The 21,701-nt window shown below is 61.0% G+C and carries 23 protein-coding genes; 14 read left to right on the plus strand and 9 right to left on the minus strand.

The window, feature by feature from the left end; genetic code table 11:
• Positions 1-64 precede the first annotated feature (64 nt).
• Complete coding sequence (gene upp / locus Q5H92_RS18020; RefSeq protein ID WP_305012950.1) at positions 65-772, minus strand: uracil phosphoribosyltransferase; 708 nt, start codon at positions 770-772, stop codon at positions 65-67.
• Positions 773-1,097: 325 nt separating this feature from the next.
• Here upp and Q5H92_RS18025 point away from each other — a divergent pair, with 325 nt between their 5' ends.
• From Q5H92_RS18025 to Q5H92_RS18055, 7 genes are all read left to right on the plus strand, one after another.
• A complete protein-coding gene (locus Q5H92_RS18025; protein WP_305012951.1) occupies positions 1,098-2,993 on the plus strand; it encodes a capsule assembly Wzi family protein in 1,896 nt (631 codons plus the stop codon).
• A 3-nt stretch (positions 2,994-2,996) separates the two neighbouring features.
• Positions 2,997-3,347, plus strand: coding sequence for a hypothetical protein (locus tag Q5H92_RS18030; RefSeq protein ID WP_305012952.1), 351 nt, complete (start codon positions 2,997-2,999; stop codon positions 3,345-3,347).
• A gap of 19 nt (positions 3,348-3,366) precedes the next feature.
• The gene (locus Q5H92_RS18035; RefSeq protein ID WP_305012953.1) at positions 3,367-5,211 is read left to right on the plus strand and encodes an ABC transporter ATP-binding protein; all 1,845 of its coding nucleotides are present in this window, start codon (positions 3,367-3,369) and stop codon (positions 5,209-5,211) included.
• Positions 5,212-5,247: 36 nt separating this feature from the next.
• A complete protein-coding gene (locus Q5H92_RS18040) occupies positions 5,248-5,436 on the plus strand; it encodes a hypothetical protein (RefSeq protein WP_305012954.1) in 189 nt (62 codons plus the stop codon).
• A 90-nt stretch (positions 5,437-5,526) separates the two neighbouring features.
• Complete coding sequence (locus Q5H92_RS18045; protein ID WP_305012955.1) at positions 5,527-6,000, plus strand: hypothetical protein; 474 nt, start codon at positions 5,527-5,529, stop codon at positions 5,998-6,000.
• A gap of 93 nt (positions 6,001-6,093) precedes the next feature.
• The gene (gene lpcA, locus Q5H92_RS18050; protein ID WP_305012956.1) at positions 6,094-6,696 is read left to right on the plus strand and encodes a D-sedoheptulose 7-phosphate isomerase; all 603 of its coding nucleotides are present in this window, start codon (positions 6,094-6,096) and stop codon (positions 6,694-6,696) included.
• A gap of 101 nt (positions 6,697-6,797) precedes the next feature.
• Positions 6,798-8,333: a YifB family Mg chelatase-like AAA ATPase gene (locus Q5H92_RS18055; protein WP_305012957.1), complete on the plus strand. Its 1,536-nt coding sequence runs from the start codon at positions 6,798-6,800 to the stop codon at positions 8,331-8,333.
• 50 nt (positions 8,334-8,383) lie between these two features.
• Here Q5H92_RS18055 and Q5H92_RS18060 read toward each other — a convergent pair whose 3' ends face one another.
• Positions 8,384-9,070 (minus strand): DUF2306 domain-containing protein, encoded by a 687-nt coding sequence (locus Q5H92_RS18060; protein ID WP_305012958.1) that lies wholly within the window; start codon positions 9,068-9,070, stop codon positions 8,384-8,386.
• Between the two features lie 127 nt (positions 9,071-9,197).
• A complete protein-coding gene (locus Q5H92_RS18065; RefSeq protein WP_305012959.1) occupies positions 9,198-10,298 on the minus strand; it encodes an acyloxyacyl hydrolase in 1,101 nt (366 codons plus the stop codon).
• A gap of 209 nt (positions 10,299-10,507) precedes the next feature.
• On the opposite strand from Q5H92_RS18065, the gene Q5H92_RS18070 reads away from it, so the two are divergent.
• The 6 genes from Q5H92_RS18070 to Q5H92_RS18095 all read left to right on the plus strand — a co-directional run bounded on the left by Q5H92_RS18070 (position 10,508) and on the right by Q5H92_RS18095 (position 15,086).
• Positions 10,508-11,164 carry a porin family protein gene (locus Q5H92_RS18070; RefSeq protein ID WP_305012960.1) on the plus strand — a complete coding sequence of 219 codons (657 nt, stop codon included), beginning with the start codon at positions 10,508-10,510 and terminating at the stop codon, positions 11,162-11,164.
• A 162-nt stretch (positions 11,165-11,326) separates the two neighbouring features.
• Positions 11,327-11,908, plus strand: coding sequence for a porin family protein (locus tag Q5H92_RS18075; RefSeq protein WP_305012961.1), 582 nt, complete (start codon positions 11,327-11,329; stop codon positions 11,906-11,908).
• Positions 11,909-12,047: 139 nt separating this feature from the next.
• Positions 12,048-12,821 (plus strand): porin family protein, encoded by a 774-nt coding sequence (locus Q5H92_RS18080; protein ID WP_305012962.1) that lies wholly within the window; start codon positions 12,048-12,050, stop codon positions 12,819-12,821.
• Positions 12,822-13,011: 190 nt separating this feature from the next.
• The gene (locus tag Q5H92_RS18085) at positions 13,012-13,593 is read left to right on the plus strand and encodes a porin family protein (RefSeq protein WP_305012963.1); all 582 of its coding nucleotides are present in this window, start codon (positions 13,012-13,014) and stop codon (positions 13,591-13,593) included.
• 144 nt (positions 13,594-13,737) lie between these two features.
• Positions 13,738-14,328, plus strand: a complete 591-nt coding sequence (locus tag Q5H92_RS18090; RefSeq protein WP_305012964.1) for a porin family protein — start codon at positions 13,738-13,740, stop codon at positions 14,326-14,328.
• A 137-nt stretch (positions 14,329-14,465) separates the two neighbouring features.
• Positions 14,466-15,086: a porin family protein gene (locus Q5H92_RS18095; protein ID WP_305012965.1), complete on the plus strand. Its 621-nt coding sequence runs from the start codon at positions 14,466-14,468 to the stop codon at positions 15,084-15,086.
• A 74-nt stretch (positions 15,087-15,160) separates the two neighbouring features.
• Here the strand turns inward: Q5H92_RS18095 and Q5H92_RS18100 are convergent, their stop codons facing one another.
• The 5 genes from Q5H92_RS18100 to Q5H92_RS18120 all read right to left on the minus strand — a co-directional run bounded on the left by Q5H92_RS18100 (position 15,161) and on the right by Q5H92_RS18120 (position 19,516).
• Complete coding sequence (locus Q5H92_RS18100; RefSeq protein WP_305012966.1) at positions 15,161-16,525, minus strand: dipeptidase; 1,365 nt, start codon at positions 16,523-16,525, stop codon at positions 15,161-15,163.
• Between the two features lie 58 nt (positions 16,526-16,583).
• Positions 16,584-17,348 (minus strand): hypothetical protein, encoded by a 765-nt coding sequence (locus Q5H92_RS18105; protein ID WP_305012967.1) that lies wholly within the window; start codon positions 17,346-17,348, stop codon positions 16,584-16,586.
• 98 nt (positions 17,349-17,446) lie between these two features.
• On the minus strand, positions 17,447-18,310 hold the full coding sequence (locus Q5H92_RS18110) for an energy transducer TonB (RefSeq protein ID WP_305012968.1): 864 nt from the start codon (positions 18,308-18,310) through the stop codon (positions 17,447-17,449).
• 16 nt (positions 18,311-18,326) lie between these two features.
• Positions 18,327-18,905: a hypothetical protein gene (locus tag Q5H92_RS18115; protein ID WP_305012969.1), complete on the minus strand. Its 579-nt coding sequence runs from the start codon at positions 18,903-18,905 to the stop codon at positions 18,327-18,329.
• 20 nt (positions 18,906-18,925) lie between these two features.
• Positions 18,926-19,516, minus strand: coding sequence for a hypothetical protein (locus tag Q5H92_RS18120; protein WP_305012970.1), 591 nt, complete (start codon positions 19,514-19,516; stop codon positions 18,926-18,928).
• A 514-nt stretch (positions 19,517-20,030) separates the two neighbouring features.
• On the opposite strand from Q5H92_RS18120, the gene Q5H92_RS18125 reads away from it, so the two are divergent.
• Positions 20,031-20,747, plus strand: coding sequence for a hypothetical protein (locus Q5H92_RS18125; RefSeq protein ID WP_305012971.1), 717 nt, complete (start codon positions 20,031-20,033; stop codon positions 20,745-20,747).
• Positions 20,748-20,920: 173 nt separating this feature from the next.
• Here the strand turns inward: Q5H92_RS18125 and plsY are convergent, their stop codons facing one another.
• Positions 20,921-21,652 (minus strand): glycerol-3-phosphate 1-O-acyltransferase PlsY, encoded by a 732-nt coding sequence (gene plsY, locus Q5H92_RS18130; RefSeq protein ID WP_369811163.1) that lies wholly within the window; start codon positions 21,650-21,652, stop codon positions 20,921-20,923.
• Positions 21,653-21,701 lie beyond the last annotated feature (49 nt).

Raw genomic sequence — 21,701 nt, forward strand, 5'->3', positions numbered from 1 at the left:
GCCCGGCCAAAACCACCAGCAGGCTGGCAAAGAGGAGTATATGCGGCGACATGGCCCCGGCGCGCTACAGCTTGCTGCCGTAGCTCAGGTCGCCGGCGTCGCCGAGGCCGGGCACGATGTAGGCCTGCGCGTTGAGCTTTTCGTCGATGGCCGCCACCCAGAGGTTGGCTTCCGGGATTTCGCGGGCCACGTATGCCAGGCCCTCAGGCGAGGCGATGACGGCCGCAATGTGCACCTGGCGCGGCATGCCGAAGCGCAGCATGGCCCGGTAGGTTTGCACGAGGCTTTTGCCGCTGGCCAGCATGGGGTCGGCGAGGATGAGCACCCGCTCATCCAGGCTGGGGGCCGAGAGGTAATCGACCTGCACCTGTACCTGGGCCGTGCCCTCGACGCGATACGCCGCCACGAAGGCGCTGGGCGACTGGTCGAAATAATTCAGAAAGCCCTGGTGAAACGGCAGGCCGGCGCGCAGCACGGTGGCCAGAATGGGGAAGTCGTGCAGGAGCTTGCCGGTGGTTTCGGCCAGCGGCGTCTGAATGGTTTGGTCGGTGTAGCTGAGGTGGGCGCTGATGCGATAGGCGATGATTTCGCCCAGGCGCTGCAGGTTGCGGCGGAAGCGCAGGCTGTCTTTTTGCACGTCTTTGTCGCGCAGCTCGGCCAGGAAATGGTTGGCGATGCTGGGCTCGGCGCACACCACGTGGATGTTGGCCAGGGCCTCGGGCGCTTCGGAAGGGGCCGCGGCGGCAGCAGTGGGGAGCGGAGCGGTGGCCATGCGAAAAGGAGAAAGGGAGGTGACGCCGGGAAACGGAACCCGGCCGGGCCCGAAGTTGGCACAAAAACCGGCGGCAGGCAAGAAACGGGCGGCGAAATCGTCTGATTGACCCGGCCTTGGGGCCGTTGCGCCGTAGCGCGGACATTGTAGCCCGCGCCCCCGGCAGACGCTCAAACAACGGCCAAATGGCGCGGGCACGCGGACTGCAATGTCCGCGCTCCACCTCCCTGCCAACGGCGGCCTGCGTAGGTTTGTTAAGAAATTGCCGCCAGAGCCTGCGAGCCGAAGGTGCCGGGTTACTTTATCAGGAGCATTATCTCTATTTATGCATAAACTTTTGCTTTTGGGTGCCGGACTGGCGCTGCTGGCAGGCCCCGCGCTGGCCCAAACGGAACCCGCGCCCGCACCAACGACCTCGCCCGCATCGGCCGATAAATCGCCGTGGATGGTATTCGACCAACCCCTGCCCGACAAGCCGGTGGTGGAGGTGAAGCCCTCGAAAACCACGCAGGGTGCCAACTACGTGCCCTACGACCCCGACACCTACCGCCTGATAGACCGGTACGCCATCAAGTTTGGGCCCGACTCGCTGCACGACCCGCACACCAGCGTGCGGCCCTACACCCGCGCCGCCGCGGCCCGGCTGGGCGAACGCATGCTCTCGCCGGACAGCCTCACCCGTTCGGGCGGCAGCCTTTCGCGGGCCGACCGCTTCAACGCGCAGTATTTGCTAAAAGACAACTGGGCCAACAGCCGGCGCGGGGCCGCGCTCAACGAAAGCGCCAAGCCGGTGCTCACGTACTTCTACCGCGACCAAACCGACCTTTACCACGTCGAAACAAAGGATTTCACCTTGCGCGTGAACCCCGTGCTGCTGCTGCAAGGCGGCAAAGACAGCGACCTGAGCGGCCTGCGCTACGTGAACACGCGCGGCGTGCAGTTGGAAGGCACCATCGACCAGAAGCTGGGCTTCTACACCTTCCTGGCCGACAACCAGCAGGCCGTGCCGGGCTACGTGCAGGCGCGCATTCAGCGCGACCAGATTGTGCCGCACGAGGGCTACTGGAAGTACTTCAAGACAGTGGGCGGCAGCCAGTACGACTTTTTCACGGCCCGGGGCGGCATTACCTACGCGGCCGGCAAGCACGTGAACCTGCAACTGGCCCACGACCGCAACTTCATCGGCAACGGCTACCGCTCGCTGATTTTGTCGGACTACAGCACGCCGTATTTCTTTCTGAAAGTGAACACCCGCGTCTGGAAATTCAACTACCAGAACCTGTTTGCCGAGCTCACGGCCCAGCGTGCCTACGACGCCAACGGCGGCCTCATCGATGCGGTGTACCCCAAAAAATACCTGGCGCTGCACCACCTGAGCTTCGACGTGACGCCGAATTTCAACATCGGCGTGTTTGAGAGCACCGTGCTGGGCGGCCGGGGCATCGACAGCACCATCGTGAACGGCAAAATTGTGCGCCAGCGCACGGGCTTCGAGCTGCAATACCTTAACCCGGTCATCTTCTACCGGGCCGTGGAGCAGCAGGTGGGCTCGGCCGACAACGCCGTGCTGGGCCTCGACTTCAAGTGGAACATTCTGCACACGGCGCAACTCTACGGGCAATTGGTGCTGGACGAATTTAAGCTGAGCGAAATCCGGGCCGGCAACGGCTGGTGGAGCAACAAGCAGGCCGTGCAGTTGGGCGCCAAGTACGTGGACGTGGCTGGCCTGCGCAACCTCGACTTGCAGGTGGAATTTAACTACATCCGCCCCTACACCTACCAGCACAAGGACGCCTACACTTCCTACACCAACTACCAGCAACCCCTGGCCCACCCTATGGGCGCCAACCTGGCCGAGATTCTGGGCGTGCTCAGCTACCAGCCCCTCCCCCGCCTGATGCTGGTGGGCAAGGCCTTCTACTCGGAGCAGGGCCTTGATGTGCAGGCCAATGGCTTTGCGGTGAACTACGGCGGCAACGCGCTGATTTCGTACGACCAGCACCCCATGGAATACGGCAACCGCGTGGGCCAGGGCAACAAAAGCCGCCTGCTGCACGCCGATTTTACGGCCACCTACCAGCCACGCCTCAACCTGTTTCTCGACGCCAAGCTAATTGCCCGCCACCAGACCTATTCGCTCACGCCCAACCTCGACGGCAACGAAACCTACGCCTCGCTGGCCCTGCGCTGGAACATCGCCCAGCGCTTGCACGAATTTTAAATCATGGCCAACACCACCGATTTGTTTCGTCCGGTCAACCAACAGGAACTGGACCTGATTGCGGCCAGCGGCTGGCGGGCCTTTCCGCCGCGCCTGCCGGAACAACCCATTTTTTACCCGGTCACGAACGAGGATTACGCTAACCAAATCAGCCGCGACTGGAACGTGCCTTACTACGGCGTGGGCTACGTGGTGCGGTTTGCAGTTGACACGGCCTATTTAGCGCAGTTTCCGGTGCAAAACGTGGGCGACGCCCAACACAACGAGCTATGGGTGCCGGCCGAACAATTGGCCGAATTTAACCAGCATATTCAGGGCTTAATTGAAGTAACCGCTGAGTTTCGGCGTCCTTAATGGTGCCAAATCCTATGCTATGAAGACTTATCTCAGGATACTCAATTACGCCCGGCCCTACGTCGATTTTCTGCCGCTGTACTTGCTGTACACGGTGCTGGGCATCTTTTTCAGCATCGGCAACTTTGCGCTCATCATTCCGCTGCTGAATGTGCTGTTCGACAAAACGGGCAAGGTGCAGGTGCAGGCGCCCACGCAGCTGCCCAGCTTCGCGGTGTCGCTCGACTACGTGACGAAGACCTTCAATTACTACTTCGCCCAGATAATTGCCGAGCATGGCAAGCTGGGGGCGCTGCTGTTTGTGTGCATTGTGCTGGTGGCGTCGGTGTTTTTCAGCAACGTGTTTCGCTACCTGAGCCTGCGGCTGGTGGCCCGGATTCGGGCGCGCGTCATTCGCAACATGCGGCGCGACTTGTACCACCGCATCATCGGCCTGCCGCTGGGCTACTTCGCCAACGAGCGCAAGGGCGACCTGATGTCGCGCTTCACCAACGATGTACAGGAAGTGGAAGTATCGGTGGTGAACACGCTCACGGCCGTCATTCGCGAGCCGCTTACCATTGTGGGCTACTTCGCGGTGCTGTTTTACATGTCGCTAAAGCTGACCTTGTTCACCTTGGTGCTGCTGCCCATTTCGGGTGGCATCATTGCCAGTCTGGCCAAGCGGCTGCGGCGCCAGGCCAAGCAAAGCCAAAGCACGCTGGGCACCATGCTGTCGGTGATTGACGAGACGCTGGGCGGCATTCGGGTCATCAAGGCCTTCAATGCACAGGAGTACATCAAGGACAAGTTTGAGGCGCAAAACGACCAGTACGCCCGCACCTCGCGCCGCATCGACAACACGCGGGACCTGGCTTCACCCTTCTCCGAATTTGCCGGCGTAGCGGTGGTGGCCGGGCTGCTCTACTTCGGCGGCTCGCTGATTCTGGGCGGGCAATCGGACCTGGAAGGTGCGTCGTTTATCACCTACATCGTGCTGTTTTCGCAGGTGCTCACGCCGGCCAAAGCGCTGTCGAGTTCGTTCGGCAACATCCAGCGTGGCTTGGTGGCCGGCGAACGGGTGCTGAGCATCATCGACACCGAGCCCGCTATCCGCGACCGGCCCGATGCGGCGGTGTTGCCGCCCTTCGAACGCGAAATCGAGTTCCAGAACCTCAGCTTCAGCTACGGCGAGAAGCCGGTGCTCTACGACATCAACCTCACCATCAAAAAAGGCCAGACCGTGGCACTGGTGGGCAGCAGCGGCGGCGGCAAAAGCACCCTGGCCGACCTCCTCCCACGCTTCTACGACCCCAGCGCCGGTCAGATTCTCATCGACGGCCACGACGTGCGCGCCTGCACCCTGCACTCGGTGCGCGACCAGATGGGCATCGTGACGCAGGAAAGCATCCTGTTCAACGACACGATTTTCAACAACATCCGCTTCAATACCCAGGCCACCGAGGCCGAAGTGATGGAAGCCGCCCGCATTGCCAACGCCCACGAGTTCATCGCGGCCAGCCCCGAAGGCTACCAAACGTTCATTGGCGACCGCGGCAGCCGGCTGTCGGGCGGGCAGCGGCAGCGGCTGAGCATCGCGCGGGCCATCCTGCGCAACCCGCCCATCCTTATTCTGGACGAAGCCACTTCGGCCCTCGACACTGAAAGCGAGAAGCTGGTGCAGGAAGCCCTGCAGCGCCTCATGCAGAACCGTACTTCGCTCGTCATTGCCCACCGCCTGAGCACGGTGCAGCACGCCGATGAAATTGTGGTGCTCCAGCACGGCCGCATCGTGGAGCGCGGCACCCATGATGAGCTGCTGCGCCGCGAAGGCGGCGTGTACCAGCGCTTGAGCTCGATGCAGACCAACGCCGCGCTGGTGTGAGGCCGGGGTATTGCCAGCGGCATTTGATTTGAATTTATGTTTGGTAAAAACATCTTTCGCACGTTTCTCTACTTCGTCGTTGCCATTGTGCTGCTGAAGCTGTGCTACAATCTGGGCTATGGATTGGTCAACCGAAGAATGGCGCCGGCCACCGGGGCCGTGCCAGCCAAAACGGCCCCGGCCGACTCGGCTGCAGCCGCTCCGACAACCGCCGCACCCCAATAGCTCGTTTAAATAGGCCCTATTTTGCGACCGATTTTCCGGCGCGACCGTTTCTGGTAGCATCGGTTGTCCTCATCACTCATTTTCCCCGTCATGCTCGCTCTCAAACGCATTGTTACCGTCGCCGTCATGGTTTACCTGCTGCTGGCGCTGTTGTTCGTCCTCGCCCCTGCTGTGCGCGACACGGTGATGGAAACCAACGACGGCCTGTCGCACATTGAGAAAGCCCGGCAGTTTTACTACGTCATGTTCATCATCGGCGCGGTTGTTCTGGCCCTGCACCTCATCACCGAAAATCTCGACAGCGTGCTGCTGCGCCGCTCGGTGAGCCAGCAGGAAAACAAAATCAACGAGCTCAAAGCCAAGCTCTACGACCACCAGCAGCGCGGTACTGCCCCCGTGGGCGTGCCCTCGGCCCGCACCGTGGATGGCCGCACCATCGGCGATGTGCCGGCGGGCAGCCCCTCCCAGCACCAGACGCCCGACCACTTGCCCAACCCCACTTTCCCGCAGAGCGACCCCAGCCTGCCCAACACGTCGCCCGCCGAGCGCCCGCCACTGGCGTAGTTACAGTTATCAAAATCGTCTGTCGTCCTGCGCATTTTGCTTTATGCGCAGGACGACAGACGATTTTGACCATCTAAACACCAATTTTTCGCAGTGCCCGACGCCAGCCTTTCCGACCTCATTCACGCCGAGCTCAGCGAAGCCCGCACCGTGCTCGACCACTTTCTGGCCGACCCAACCCACATTGCCAGCATCCAGGCGGCGGCCGAGGCATTTGCCACCAGCCTGCGCGCTGGCGGCAAAGCCCTTACCTGCGGCAACGGCGGTAGCCTTTGCGACGCCCAGCACTTCGCCGAAGAGCTCAGCGGCCGCTACCGCCAAAATCGCCGCGCCCTGGCCGCCATCGCCCTCACCGAAGCCTCGCACATGACCTGCGTGGCCAACGACTTCGGCTTCGAGTTCGTCTTCAGCCGCTTCGTGGAATCCTTGGGCCGGCCCGGCGATGTGCTGCTGGCCATCAGCACCAGCGGCAACTCGCCCAACATCCTGCGCGCCGCCGAAGCGGCCAAGGAACTCGGGATGAAAGTCGTGTCGCTAACTGGCAAGGATGGCGGGCAGCTGGCCGGCCTCAGCGACGTGGAAATCCGGGTGCCGCACTTTGGGTATGCGGATAGGATTCAGGAGATTCACATCAAGGTGATACACATCCTGATTCTGCTGATTGAGAAGTTGGTGATTGGTGAGGTGGTGAAATAAGTGGAATGGGGATTAAGTCAGCAGGTTGTATAGTAGGTTTGTAGGATTATCTGCGAAAAACCTACTCATTATTTCACTGCTCATCACCTCTTCACTCTACCATGCTTACCAAAACCTTCGGCTCGGCCGTGCAGGGCGTCAACGCCTACACCATCATCATCGAAGTGGTGGTGTCGGCCGGAACGGGGTTCAACGTGGTGGGCTTGCCGGATAATGCCATCAAGGAAAGCCAGCAGCGCATTGAGGCGGCCTTGAAGTTCCGCGGCTACCGCATGCCGCGCACGAAAACCGTGGTGAACATGGCCCCAGCCGACATCCGCAAGGAAGGTGCGGCCTATGACCTGCCCATTGCGCTAGGCATTCTGCACGCCTCGCAGCAGCTGAACACGGAGCGCCTGCCGGAGTACATCATCATGGGCGAAATGGCGCTCGATGGAGAGCTGCGGCCCATTCGAGGGGTGCTGCCCATTGCCATTCAAGCCCGCAAAGAAGGATTTAAGGGCATCATTCTGCCCAAGGCCAACGCCGAGGAAGCGGCCATTGTCAACAACCTCGACGTGATTGCTGTGGAAAGCGTGCAGGAAGCCATCGATTTCTTCGAGGGCCGGCTGGAAATAACGCCGACTACAGTGGATACTCGCGAGCTGTTCCAGCACGCGGTGAACAAATACACGGCCGATTTCGCCGACGTGCAGGGCCAGGAAAACATCAAGCGGGCGCTGGAAATTGCGGCGGCCGGCGGCCACAACGTGATTATGATAGGCCCGCCCGGCGCGGGCAAAACCATGCTGGCCAAGCGCCTGCCCAGCATTTTGCCGCCCTTGAGCATGCAGGAGGCGCTGGAAACCACCAAAATCCACTCAGTGGCCGGCAAGCTGGCGGGCGGCGGCCTGCTGAGCTCGCGGCCCTTCCGGGCGCCGCACCACACCATTTCGGACGTGGCGCTGGTGGGCGGCGGCGGCAACCCGCAGCCGGGCGAAATCTCGCTGGCGCACAACGGCGTGCTGTTTCTGGACGAATTGCCCGAGTTCAAGCGCACGGTGCTGGAGGTGATGCGCCAGCCGCTGGAGGAGCGCCGCGTCACCATTGCGCGGGCCAAGGTCAGCATTGAGTTTCCAGCATCCTTCATGCTGATTGCCAGCATGAACCCGTGCCCGTGCGGATACTACAATCATCCGGAGAAAGAGTGCGTTTGCGGGCCGGGCGTGGTGCAGAAATACCTGAACAAAGTGTCGGGCCCGCTGCTCGACCGCATCGACCTGCACGTGGAGGTGACGCCCGTGACCTTCGACCAGATGACGGAAACACGCAAATCGGAAACCAGCACCGACATTCAGGCCCGGGTCGACAAAGCCCGGCAGGTGCAGGCCGCCCGCTTCGTCGACTACGCCGACATCCATTCCAACGCCATGATGCCGCCGCAGATGGTGAAGGACATTTGCGCCATCAGCGACGAGGGCCGCACCCTGCTGAAAACGGCCATGGAGCGCCTCGGCCTCTCGGCCCGGGCCTATGACCGGATTCTGAAAGTGGCCCGCACCATTGCCGACCTGGCCGGCACCGAGGCCATCGAGATAAACCACTTGGCCGAAGCCATTCAGTACCGCAGCCTCGACCGCGAAGGCTGGGCGGGGTAACCGAAGAAAACCAGTGGCCGGCGCCGCGCTTATTCGGCTCAAACCTGGTTTTATTTACGAAGGGCCGGCGCTGGAGAGTCTGATAAATCAGTGCTGGGTGCCAGTGTAACGCGCTGGCCGCGCACCCGGCGCTGCCACCACGCAATGACGGGCACGCCGAGCAGGGTGGGCCACAGAAAATTCCAGGGAAAGGGAATGAACTTGAGGCTGGTGACCGAAAACGCCGATACAGCCGCGATGTACGACGCCATGAAGCCGGAAATGTGGTTGAGCAGCCACTGGTTTTTGGACCAGCGGCCGGCGTTGGCGTAGCCGCGCAGCTGGCGGGCGGCCGTCATGGCCCCGAGCGTGCCAAACACGCCCACCGGGATGTTGCGCGCCACCACGGCGTAGCCCACCGTGCCCAGAAAAACGACTAAGCCAATGCCCGCCACTACCCAGTCGAAAGTGGCCACTTTGGCGTCCCAGGCCAGGTGCTTCAGGAACAGGGAGCGGTAGCCGAAGCCGGCCATGTAGAGGCTGAAGACCGCCGTGAGCAGCAAAAACAAGCTGTGAATGTGCTGCGCGCCCACCAGCGCCGTGGTCCCGGCCACTGCCATGGCCCAGAAAAACACCCGGCCCCAGCGCCGGTGCGTCGGGCCGCCCTTGCGCACCGCCAGCGCCACCGGCGCCACAAAGAACCCCGTGAAACCAGCCAGAATGTGGATGTAGCGGTTGATGGCGAAAAACGTTTCCATAGCAGTAGGCGCAGCTTGTAATGCAACCGCAGCCGAAAGCCGCGCGGGCCGCACCAAACCCCGGCGTCCGAAACGTCGGCCAATATGCCTGAAACAGCACGAGCCCCTGATATAGCGCTGCCCGCCGCTACAGTTTCGCCCCTACTTTGAACTCGATGACATCGGCCGCGCCGCGATGAATTTTCAGGTCGACGTCGCCGAAGAGCAGGTTGGTGAAGTGGTATTTCAGGCCCAGCCGCTCGTAATAAGGCGTGCTCGATTTGTAGGGCGCGTACACGTAGAAACCCAGGTGCGAATCGAACGCCAGCCGGCCAAATAGCAGCTCGTGGCCAATGAAAACCCCTGCTTTTTTCACGTCGGGCTGCTTCAGGCCGGCGCGGGTGGTGTCGTTCAGCGTCGCTTTCAGGCTGCGGTCGTTGAAGCCTTCAAGGCCCAGCAGCAAGTTGGACTTGCGGTTCATGCGGCGGCCCACGGCCAGCGTCACCGAGCTCACGAGGTATTTCTGCTTGTCGCCTTCGGTGCGCTGCTTGTAACCCAGGCTGGTGCTCACGTTGTAGAACAGCTGGCCCACGTCGGCCGGCAGCGGGGCGTTGGGGTTCGTTTGGGCCGGGTGGCGCTGCTCGTGGTAATTCAGCCCCAGCACCACCGAGGGCAGGTTCACACCAAAATTGGGCTTGGTGGTGGCGCCGTTGGAGTAGTGGTTCAGGCCGGCGCCCACCAGCAGGCCCAGGTGCGGCGTGAGGGCGTAGTCGTACTCGAACCGAAACTGCAGCGTGGCATTCAGGGCCGAGCTGGCGATGGTGTTTTTGTGGTTGGTTTCCTGGTTGTAGGGGTTCGTGAGGTAGGCCAGGCCAGCGCCGAGGCGGAAGCTGAAATCGTGCTTTTCGCCCCGCGAAAACGTCTTGCTGATGTATGGACTGGCCGCAAAGGCATAGCCCAGCACGGGGTTGTGGAAGTCGTAATACGTGAGCGCCAGGCCAATTTTGGGGTACTTATACCAGCCGTGCCAGGGCGCCGCGCCGGTAGTCTGGCGCTGCAGGTTGATTTCGAAGCCCGTGGGGTGCGACGCCACCAGGTGCCGGATAGCATAGGTGTGCGCCATGATGATGCTGCCCTGCGCATAGGCCCCCACCACAAAAGGCGCGGGCGCCGCCGTGGCCGCCGAATCGGGCGATTGCGCGTTGGCTTGCTGAGCATTAACAACCCTAAGCACCAACAACGCAAACATACTACGCGCAAAAACTGCCTTCATACACATTCATAGGACAAGTATCAAAAATACGCCCTCGCAGCTTGATTGCTGGATTATGAAGGAATTATGAGCAAAAAAATAGTTCTCAACGCCATGAAACCCTAGCCCCCCGCCAGCCGGTATAAGCCCTACTGAAAGACGTTCTACAAATTGTCTTCAGAATTAATTATCTCATTTTTCTAATCATGAAAAAAGTAATTCTATCACTGGGCCTGCTGGTTGGCGTGGCTGGTGTTGCCAACGCACAAACGGGTCTGAAACTCGGCCTCAAAGGTGGTTTCAACGGCGCTACCTTCTCCGGCAAGGACTCGAAAGGCTCCGAGTACAAAGCGGGTTTCGCTGCCGGGGGCTTGCTTAATTACGGTTTTACCGATATGTTCTCTGTACAAGGTGAGTTGTTGTACTCGCAGAAAGGCGGTTCGCGCGATTACGATAACGGCGCTGGCAAAACGTACACCGACAAAACTACTCTCGGCTACATCGACGTTCCGATTCTGCTGAAAGTGAACACCGGCGAAGATGGCAAAGGCCTGTTTTTTGAAGCAGGTCCGCAAGGCAGTTTTGTTATGCACCAACGCTCCTTCACGGAAGACAGCGGCGGGAAACAAATCGGTTCTTCCGAAACTTCCACCGACCAGCTGAATAAAGTAGTTATTGGGTACGTGGCCGGCCTTGGTTACCAAATTACCAGCGGCGTGGGCATCGGCGTGCGCTACACCGGCGATTTTTCGCAAGTAGCTAAAGACCAAAGCACCACCATTGGTGGGGTTACCGTTTCTAACCCCAACGTCCACAACTCGGTATTCCAGTTCCAGGTGCACTACCTGTTCGGCGGTAAATAAGATATTGCTTCGAAAAAAAAGGCCCAGCTTCGCAAGAGGTTGGGCCTTTTTTTATTTATGCATTATAAAATTCAACTCCACATATAACCCTTTCTAACGCTGCCGCATTTCCCCTTAGCTTTGCGCCACATTTCAATCTTTCACCTTTTTTTCAAGCATCCCATGAAAAAAGTAATTCTATCGCTCGCGCTGGCCGCCGGCATTTCGGCTTCGGCTTCGGCCCAGGCTACCATTGGCTTGAAAGCCGGCGCTTCGCTCACCACCCTCGGCGGTGCTGACGCTTCGGACGTTTCCAACAAATTTGGTTTCCACGGCGGGTTGGTTGCCAACCTGCCTTTCGGCGATGCCTTGTCGCTGCAGCCGGAAGTACTGTACTCGATGAAGGGCGCGGCTTCTTCGGCCAATTCCAAGTACAAAATCAACCTTAACTACATCGACGTGCCGGTGATGCTGCAGTACAACGCCGACGGCTTGTTCTTCGAGGCCGGCCCGCAGCTGGGCATCCTGGCCAGCGCCAAGTCGACCGACGGCACCACGGATGTTGACATCAAGAGCAGCCTCAACACCATCGACTTTGGCTATGCCGTGGGCCTGGGCTACAAGGTGTCATCGGGCGCGATGATTGGCCTGCGCTACAACGGTGGCATCACGAGCATCGACAAAGAAGAATCCGGCACCACGGCGGCCAAGATTCGCAACAACGCCTTCCAGCTGTACGTGGGCTACATGTTCGGCGGCAAATAAGCCATTAAACCCTTGCTGAAAAAGCCCGGCGCTGCGTGCAGTGCCGGGCTTTTTTGTGGCCTGCGGGCGGCGGCGGCACTGGCCCGGGCCAGCTGCCGCGCCGTAGCTTCGGGGCTACCTAGTTTTTTCAAACCTTATCATGAAGAAAACCATCCTTTCCCTGGCGGTGCTGGCGGGCCTGACTACTACTGCGCACGCCCAAAGCGGCGTACGCATCGGCCTCAAAGGCGGCGCCAACCTGGCCAGCTTCACGGGCACCGACAAGCAGGGCACCAAATCGAAGTACGGGTTCAGTGCCGGTGCCACGTTCAATTTCCGGCTTTCGGACCTCATTTCCATCCAGCCCGAGCTGCTGTTTTCGCAGAAGGGCAGTAAGGTCGACTACGCGGGCAACAACAACAGCGACGCTTCGGTCTTCAAGCCGGGGTCGGTTTCGGGCACTTTCGGCCAAACGCTGAGCTATATCGATGTGCCGCTGCTGGTGCGGGTGAACACGGGCGGCAGCGACGGTTCCGGGTTCTTTTTTGAGTTCGGCCCGCAGGCAAGCTTTCTCGTTGCCCAGCGCGGCTTCATCGACAGCGGCGACAAAGCCACCGTGTTGCTGGTGGGCGACCAGCGCGACACCCCGAACAGCGTCGCCAACCCCACGTTGCCAGCGATGGCCGTGGGCAACAGCACCGACGACTTCAACAAAGTGGTGATTGGCTACGCCGTGGGCCTGGGCTACCAGCTCACCAGTGGCCTGAGCCTGAACGTGCGCTACAGCGGCGACCTTTCGCAGGTGTACAAAGACGGCACAGGCACGGCCGATGCCTTCAAGCCGTACCAGACCTTCGGGGCCAAGTTCACCAATCCCAACCTGCACAGTTCGGTCTTCCAGTTGCAGGCGGGCTACGCGTTTGGCGGCAAATAAGGGGTAGCACAACGCTTCCGGACAAAGCCCGGCGCTGCTTGCAGTGCCGGGCTTTTTTGTGTCCGGTGGGGGGGGCAGCGCACCAGTCCGCCGTTTTCCACAACTATTGCCGGCGAGGGTCAGTATAAGCTTTTACAATCATAACACTCACATAATCAACTTCATCCAATCTTCATCTTTTCATTCTGTCATGCAAAAAACCATCATTACCCTGGCTTTGCTGGTGGGCGCTGTGGGCGCGGCCCAGGCCCAGAGCGCCGCCACGTTTGGCATCACCGTGGGCTACGGCCGCGACCGGATTCTGAATAACAACCAGTACACGTCGGTGAGCCACTCGGCGTATCAGGCGGGCCTGACGGCCGATTTTAACGTGTCGGAAAAAGTGTCTTTCCACCCCGAAGTGCTGTACAGCAAGCGCTACTTCGACACGTCGAACGACGCGAACCTGAACCGCGACATCACGTCCATCGACGTGCCGCTGCTGGTGCGCTACCACCTCAGTGGCCTCTACTTTGAGGCTGGCCCGGAAGTGGGCTTCCCCATCAAGGCCGTGAACGAGGACGCAGCCGACACCAAAAGCGAGCTGAACAGCGTTGTGCTCAACTACATGGCCGGCGTGGGCTACCGCTTCGGCAAAGGCCCGTCGCTGGGCGTGCGCTACGACGGCGGCGCCTCCAATATTTTCAAGAGCAACACTGCCACGGTGCTGGGCGCGGGCAAGTTCAAGTCGAGTGCCGTGTGGGCGGTGCTGGCGTATTCGTTCGGCGGCTAAGCGGCCAATTGGCATCGTTCAAGTTTTAGTAAAAGCCCGGTTTCCGCAATGGAACCGGGCTTTTGGCGTTTCACTGCCGGCCATTGGCGTCTGTGTGAAACGGGTTGTTGTAGTTTTGCAGTCCTATCCATTCAGTTATTTTCGATGAAGAAAATCGTTTCTACTCTCGCCTTGGTGGCCGGCCTGACGGGCGCGGCCCAGGCGCAGGATATTTCGCTGGGTTTGAAAGCCGGGGCCAACTATGCCTCGTTTGTAGGCAAAGACGCTGGCAACCAGGAAGGCCTTTTCGGCTTTCACGCGGGCGCCTTCGCCAACATTGGCCTTTCCAGAATGGTCGCCATTCAGCCCGAAATACTCTTTTCGCAAAAAGGCAGCAAATCCAAGGATGTGACGGATGTCAACTCCCGGGTCAACTACCTCGACGTGCCGCTGGCGTTTCACATCAATGCCGACGGGCTCTTCTTCGAGGCGGGGCCTCAGGTGGGCTTCTTGCTGTCGTCTAAATACAACTTTGGCAACGTGTCCGTCGATACAAAAGACGCTACCAATTCCGTTGATTTTGGCTACCTGTTTGGGTTGGGCTACCAGCGCAAAACCGGCCCCGGCATTGGCTTGCGCTACAACGGCGGGATTACGAACCTGGCCAAAGAGGTAACCGTAGGCGGCACCACGGTTCAGAACCGTACGCGCAACAGCGTCTTCCAGCTGTACCTCACCTACTCGTTCGGCGGTTAGCCGCCCGTGGTCGTTTGCCCTGCAAAAGCCCGGCCTCCGTTGCGGAAGCCGGGCTTTTGTATGCAACGCACCAACGACAATATTTACCGTCCTTTGGCAGTTTCAGGCCCGTCTTCCACCTCGTTTCCTAATTCTACATGCTTAAACTTTTCCTTTCCCTCGGTGCCTTCCTCAGCCTGGCCGGCTCGGCCCAGGCCCAGAACATTCGCTACGGATTGAAAGCCGGCGTGAGCCTGGCCCGCCAGACCGACTTGGATATTACCGGCGCACGCAACAAGGTGGGCGCCACGGCCGGGCTGATGGCCGATGCGGCGCTGAGCGAAAAGTTCTCGCTGCACCCAGAGCTGCTGTTTTCGCAAAAGGGGCAACGCTTTGAGGGGAGCGGGCCGGGCGGCTACTCCTACAGCTACCAGTTCCGCAGCAATTATCTTGATTTGCCCGTGCTGCTACGCCTGAAGCTGAACAGCTTCTTCGTGGAGGCCGGCCCGCAAGTGGGCTACCTGCTCAGCGCCAAAGGCACCGAAACACGAAGCTCCAGCACCCTTCCCACTCCTGTCAGCAACACTTACGACACCACCGAAGGGTTGCGCCGGTTCGATGTGGGCTTTGTGGTGGGCGTGGGCTACCAGCTGCGCGAGCGCTGGGAGCTGAGCGCGCGCTATAACGTCGGCATCCTGGGCACATCCACTTACAACACCACGCAGCGCCGCAACTCGGTTTTTCAGTTTCAGGCAGGCTACCTTTTTGGAGGCAGCTAGCGGTATAATGCGCAAAAAGGCCCGGCTTCTGTGCAGAAGCCGGGCCTTTTTGGGTTATCGAAAACGCTCTGGCCCTACTTAGCCGCCGCGTAGTTGCGGTAGAAGTGCGGGATGGTTTCGATGCCCTTCAGGAAATTGAAGACGCCAAAATGCTCGTTGGGCGAGTGGATGGCGTCCGAGTCGAGCCCGAAGCCGAGTAGCACCGTGTCGAGGCCCAGCTCCGACTTGAACATGGCCACGATGGGGATGGAGCCGCCGCCGCGCGTGGGCACTGGGCGCTTGCCAAAGGTGGTTTCCATGGCATCGGCGGCGGCTTTGTAGGCCACCGAGTTGGTGGGCGTCACCACGGGCTCACCGCCGTGGTGGGGGCGCACTTCGACGGTGACGCCTTGGGGCGCGATGCTTTCGAAGTGCTTCTGGAATTTCTCGGTGATTTCGGCCGAAGTCTGATGGGGCACTAGACGCATCGAGATTTTGGCGTGGGCCTGCGAGGCAATGACGGTTTTGGCGCCCTCGCCGGTGTAGCCGCCCCAGATGCCGTTCACGTCGAGCGTGGGGCGGATGCTGGTGCGCTCCATGCTGCTGTAGCCTTTCTCGCCGTAGCTATCGGGGAGGCCGATGCTTTGCTTGAACTCTTCTTCCGAGAACGGGGCTTTTGCCATTTCGGCGCGTTCGTCGGCGCTCAACTCATCCACGTTGTCGTAGAAGCCGGGGATGGTGATGTGGCCGTTGGCGTCGTGCAGGCTGGCAATCATCTCGCACAGGGCGTTGATGGGGTTTTGCACGGCACCGCCGTAGAGGCCGGAGTGCAGGTCGCGGTTGGGGCCGGTCACGGTCACTTCGTGGTAGCTTAGGCCACGCAGGCCCACCTCGATGCTGGGCACGTCGTTGGCCAGAATACCGGTGTCGGAAATCAGGATGACGTCGGCTTTCAGCTTCTCCTTGTTGGCTTTCACGAAGATTTCGAGGTTGTTGGAGCCAATTTCCTCCTCGCCCTCGAACATGAACTTGATGTTGCAGGGCACGCCGCCCTGGCCGTCGCGCATCATCATCTCGAAGGCCTTGACGTGCATGTAGACCTGGCCTTTGTCGTCGCAGGCGCCGCGGGCGTAGATTTTTTCGTCCTTAATCACCGGCTCGAAGGGCGGCGAGGTCCACAGCTCGTAGGGGTCGGCGGGCTGCACGTCGTAGTGGCCGTACACCAGCACGGTCTTGGCCTCGGGGCTCACGAGGTAGTCGCCGTACACAATGGGGTTGCCGGCCGTGGGGCAGATTTCGACGTTTTGCACGCCGGCTTCTTCGAGGCGGGTTTTGAGGAAATCGGCGGCCTTCAGCACGTCGCCGTGGAACTTGGGGTCGGCCGATACGGACGGGATGCGGAGCCAGTCCATCAGCTCATCGAGGAAGCGGGTTTGGTTATCGGCGAGGTAATTGGCCATGCGGAGCAGAGGTTTAAAGGGGGTTGGGAATGCGGGGGTAAAAGTAGCAGCCCGGGCCTCAAAACTCCTTTTGGTAGAAGTGCTCCTTGTCGAGAATGGCGGCAATACGCTGGAGGTTGCGGCGCAGGTCGGCCAGCGGGGTCAAAGTGCGCTGGTCGTAGCCACTCAACACCTTCTCGCCCTGCACGGGCGAGGCCAACATCAGCAGAAAGTCGCCGGGAGCGGCATTGTTGGCACTGAGGGGGGACCCCAGCTTTTTTGCTTCCTCGTCCACGCTAAAATCGACGTAGCGCAGGTGCAGAATGACGTCTTCGCCAACCTGGATGCGCGGCGCCCCGGCATACGTGATGCCGAGGCCGTCGCCTATCGGCCCGGTTATCAGGCGCACCACGACGGTATCGGCGGGCCGGCCCTGCCAGGTTTCGGCTACCCGGATGGTGTAGCGGGAGTGGTAGGACACGCCACGACTCGAATCGGTGACCAAGCGGAGCACCGTGCCGCGCACCACCTGGTCGGCGAATAAGGACGACTCCTCATAGGGGGCCGCGCCATCGATGCGAATAGAACGCTCCATGGCCCGCAAATCGATGCCGGCGCGCCGCAGGGCCGCCTCCTTGGTCACGTCGATGCGGGATTGGTAGTAGTAGCCATCGGCGGGGCGTTTGAAGCCGGCCTTGCGCACGGCCGCCGCGAAGGCCGCCTTGTGCCGGGCGGCGGCCACATCGGAGGCAAAAGCGGCGCGGGCGGTAGTGGGCTGGGCCAGCAGCAGGGCCGTCGACGCGCAGTACAGGAAACTGGCCGTGAGCCAGCGAAGAGAATTCATAGACATTTACCTACAAGTAAGAGGAAGAACGCCCGCAACTGGCAGCGCGGGCGATGCTACCCCAATGCCAGCCGCGCGGTTAGTACGCTGACGGAGCCCTACCATTTCGCCACCGGCGGCTTGCGAAAAACCACGTCCACGGCGCCGCGCACGGCCACCACCTCCTGACGCCGCCGGCCCGGCTCGAAGGCCGGCAGCCCTTCGAGCACCCGCACGGCCTCGTCGTCGTAGGCCGGGCCCAGGCCTTGCAGCACCATCACCCCGAGCAGGCGGCCATCCACGCCCACCACGTAGCCCACGCGCACGGTGCCGCTTTTGCGGTCGGAGGCCAGCAGCAGGGGGTAGTGCAGGCTGCGCCGGATGGCGGCCCGCAGCGAATCGGCGCCGCCGGGAAACCGGGGCTGTTGGTCTACGTCGGCGCTGTCGTACACCTGCGTGGCGTCGGGGCCGGTGGGCACCACCAGCGCGGCCACTTCGGCTTCGTGGCGTTCGCGCCGCACCGCGGCCGACGATACCGTTAGCACAACCAGCACGATGGCCGCCCCCACACCCAGGCCCCACGCGGTGCCTCGCCGCCGGGTGCGGCCCAGGTGCAGCGCCCACGCGGCCGTGGGCAGGGCATAGAGCAGGTAGCCGAATGCTTCCCCGCTCACCACCAGGTGAAACCAGATGGCGTTGAGGGGCAGCACCAGCAGCGCCGCCACGGCCACGCGCCATGCCGCACTTTCGGGGCCGAAGGGCCGGGCTTCAGCCCGTAAGGTGGCCTGCTGCTCGCTATGCCCCAGCCGGGCCAATGCCCACCCGATGCCCACCAGCAGGGCCACGCCCAACGCCGCCCAGGCCGCTAATCTCGCCAGACTATCCAAAATGGCGTCCATGCTGAAAGCGGAAGCGGCCCGGGGCAGGCCGCCCAGCCCGGCCGTGAGGGCCGCCCAGCGGCGCAGCTTATGCTGAAAGCTCATGGTAAGGAAAGAGTAGTTACAGGCGCGAATCCAGTACCAGCTCGCGCACCATGGCCTCGCCCAGCTTCCAGGCTGCGGCCCAGTCTTTTTCGGGGCTTTCGAAAGTGAGCAGGTAGAGGGCGTCGGTTTTGGTGTTGGCCAGGGCTAGCTGGTACACCACGCGGGGCTCCGCGTCGGGCGGGGCATCGCGGTAGCGCACGGTGCGCCTGACGAAGGGGCCGTCGGTCACCGCCGTCTTTTCCAGCTGTTGCTGGCCGGGGCCGTAGCCGGTGCGCATCATCAGCATTTCGCTGAAGCTTTGGGCACTCAGCTTCGTTTGGGAAGCCAGTTTGCGCACCACTTTCAGCGTGAGCCCGGTTTCAAACTCACCGCTCTCACCCACTTCTTCGCTGGTCAGGTAATAGGTGGCGCCGCCTTTATGCACCTCAGCCTTGTAGTACCAGCCCGCGGGCAGTAGCGCGGCAGCCTTGCTTTCGGGTAGCGGTTGCCAGGCGAAGCCGGCGGGCGGCGTGGCCAGCCTGGTGTCGTAGCGCTGAGCGGCGGCGGGCAGCGCCAGCAGCACAGCTACCACCGCAACGAGAAGGAAACGAAACATAACGGCGAAGCTAGCGCCCGCTAGACTTTCGCATCGAGCCGCAGCTGCTTTATCATCTCCTCGCCGAATTTCCAGGCCAGGGGCCAGTCTTTTTCGGGGCTTTCGAAAAGAAGCAGATAGAAGGTATCGGTGGTGGTGTTGGCAATGGCCCACTGCTGGATGATTTTGGCATTGGTCCCAGCGTTGGCTATGCGGTAGCGCACGCCGTAGAGGCGCAGCGGCCCCTGCGTCTTGGTTTCCTGGCCCAGCACCTGCATACCCGCCCCGCGCCCGCTGCGGGCGCTGAAGGCCCGGGCGTAGGCGTCGGCCGGCTGCTTAGACCGGGCACTGATGCGCCGCACCACGTTCAGCGACAAGCCGGTTTGGAACTGCCCGCTGCCCACAATTCGCTCGCGGGTCACAAAATAGGCTTGCGCGTCGCGGCTGGCTTCGGCTTTGTAGTTCCAGGTAAAGGGCTTGAGCACGGCTGCGTTCACTTCGGGCAGCAGCTGCCAGTTATAACCCACAGGTGCCGCCACGGAGCGGCTGGCGGTGGGCGGGGGCGAGGTTTGGGCAGCGGCCGGGCGCATCAGCAGCAGGCCGCAAAGGGCGAGGATGGTGGGACGAAGCATAGCTTGCGGGAATAGATACCTTCCCTTATACGGTGCGGGCCGGCCGGGGTGGCGGCCCCCCGGTTCCTTCAAAACAAAACCCCGGCCGCTGCGGGCGGCCGGGGAAAACCATCGTTACTGTTCAACGACGAGACGTAATTGTGCGTCTCTACACCCTCAAACCGACTTACTAAACAGTCTCAAGGTAAAGCACCGCTTGGGCATTACCGCGCCGCGCCGTACGAAATAGTTTTCGCTCCCTCGAAGCCCCACCCGCCCCACGCAGTGCCCCGCCCGGCCTAAGCCCCGCCCGCCCCACCCGAAGCTTCCGTCACCCTCTCCGAAGCACTTCCCCGCCCGACCGAAGAATTTCCCCGCGCTAATTCCGGGGTTTTGAGCGGGCAGGGCGGGGGTTGGGGGCGCTACAGATGGCGTCTCAGTTTGCCGGCGCACGCCAGCGGGCATGTGCAAAAGAAAGGGTTCCGTCATCATCCAATCAACTTCTTATCTTCTCCCCTCCCTTGCTTTAGCGCCCATGACTAAGACGCTATTTACCCTGCTCATTTTAATGACGGCATACGAAAGTCCTGCGCAGGCACTAAAAGGCTGGTTTCAGACCATTGAGAAAGAGCGAGGCTTCCAAAGCGACCTGTTCCATTTCGATGGAAACCGCTTTTACTACCGTAGCTCTGGCTGCACGGGTTCGACTTCGGGCCAGGGCACCTTCGTTGTGAAGGCCCATCACCTCCAACTGTATTTTGAAAAAACCCCGGCCGACACCAGCCGAATCGCGCATTCGCTTCCTTGCCGTGCGGATGCCATGCCTACCTATTGCTTTTTGGTAGTTGACAGAACTAGCCGGGTACCACTACCTGGGGTCAGCATTATCAGCCGAAAAACAAAGAATGGCGCCGTAACTACTGCGGCAGGTACAGCGACCTTTTCCTATTCTTCTGCCCCGCCGGCAGACGATTTGGTCACTGTGTGGAGTGTGGGATATACGCCGATTGATATTCCGCTGCCTTCAGCAGCCAGCCGAGGCTTTGTAGTTAAACTGGGACCTCCGTACTACTTCAACGAGGGCGATACCCTGACTTTTGAAATCAAAAAGTTGCGCCGAAATTCCTTTGCTATGAGGCCCGTTTTCGACAGCGACGACCTTGACGAAAGCAAAGCCGCCTACACACACTGCCACCTATTAGGCGCTGAGGAGAAAAGAAAAATCATGGAATGGCTGGCTGCGCTTCATTAGAGCCATTGCGGGGCTAATTGGAAGTAGGAGCGGGGCTTGCCTCCGCCCGGACGCCCGCGCCGAAACAAGTATTTCGTTCAACAGCGGGCGGGGTCAAGCCCCGCCCCTACCTCGCTCAGCCTATACACCGACTCCAAAACGGCGCCAAGCAAGCACGTTGGATATTGCCTCCCCTACTTCTTCGCCCACGGAAGCGGCACGCGGCTTTCCGTGCCGCTGCGCAGCCGCCCGATATTGGCCCGATGAGTGTAAATCAGCAGCGCGGCCAGCCCGAACCCCACCCACACCAGAAACGGCTGCTGCGGCCGAAACTGCGGCAGCAGTTGCAGCAGCGCAAAGCACACGCCGGCCGTCATACTGGCCAGCGAAACGTAGCGGAAAAGCAGCAGCATCACGATGAAGACGAGCATGCACACGCCTACCGTGGCCGGGGCCACGCCCAGCATCATGCCCAGGATGGTGGCCACGCCCTTGCCGCCCCGAAACTGCGCAAACACCGGGTAGATGTGCCCCACCACGGCCAGTGCCCCGCAGGCCAGCCGGTAGTAAAGCTCGTGCTCGGGCGCGATGGCGCCCTCGCCCACCAGCCACTGCGGCAGGAAATAAGCCGCCACAAAACCCTTCAACGCGTCGATAAGCAGCACGGCCGTGCCCGCTTTGGGGCCCAGCACCCGGAAGGTGTTGGTGGCACCGGCATTGCCGGACCCATGCTCCCGGATGTCGGCCAGGTTGAAGAAGCGGCGGCCCACCCACAGCGCCGTAGGAATGGAACCAAGCAGGTAGGCAACGAGGAGGGCGAGGGCGATGTAGAGGTAATGCATGCAGGGGTAATTCGAGGAATCGGGGCTATAAAAGAACGTCATGCTGAGCGAAGTCGAAGCATCTCTACCGCGAGAGTAATCCATTCGGCAGGATTTACTACTGCGGTAAAGATGCTTCAACTGCGCTCAGCAT

Origin of the sequence: Hymenobacter mellowenesis, assembly GCF_030581005.1 — a bacterium.
Classification (GTDB): domain Bacteria; phylum Bacteroidota; class Bacteroidia; order Cytophagales; family Hymenobacteraceae; genus Hymenobacter; species Hymenobacter mellowenesis.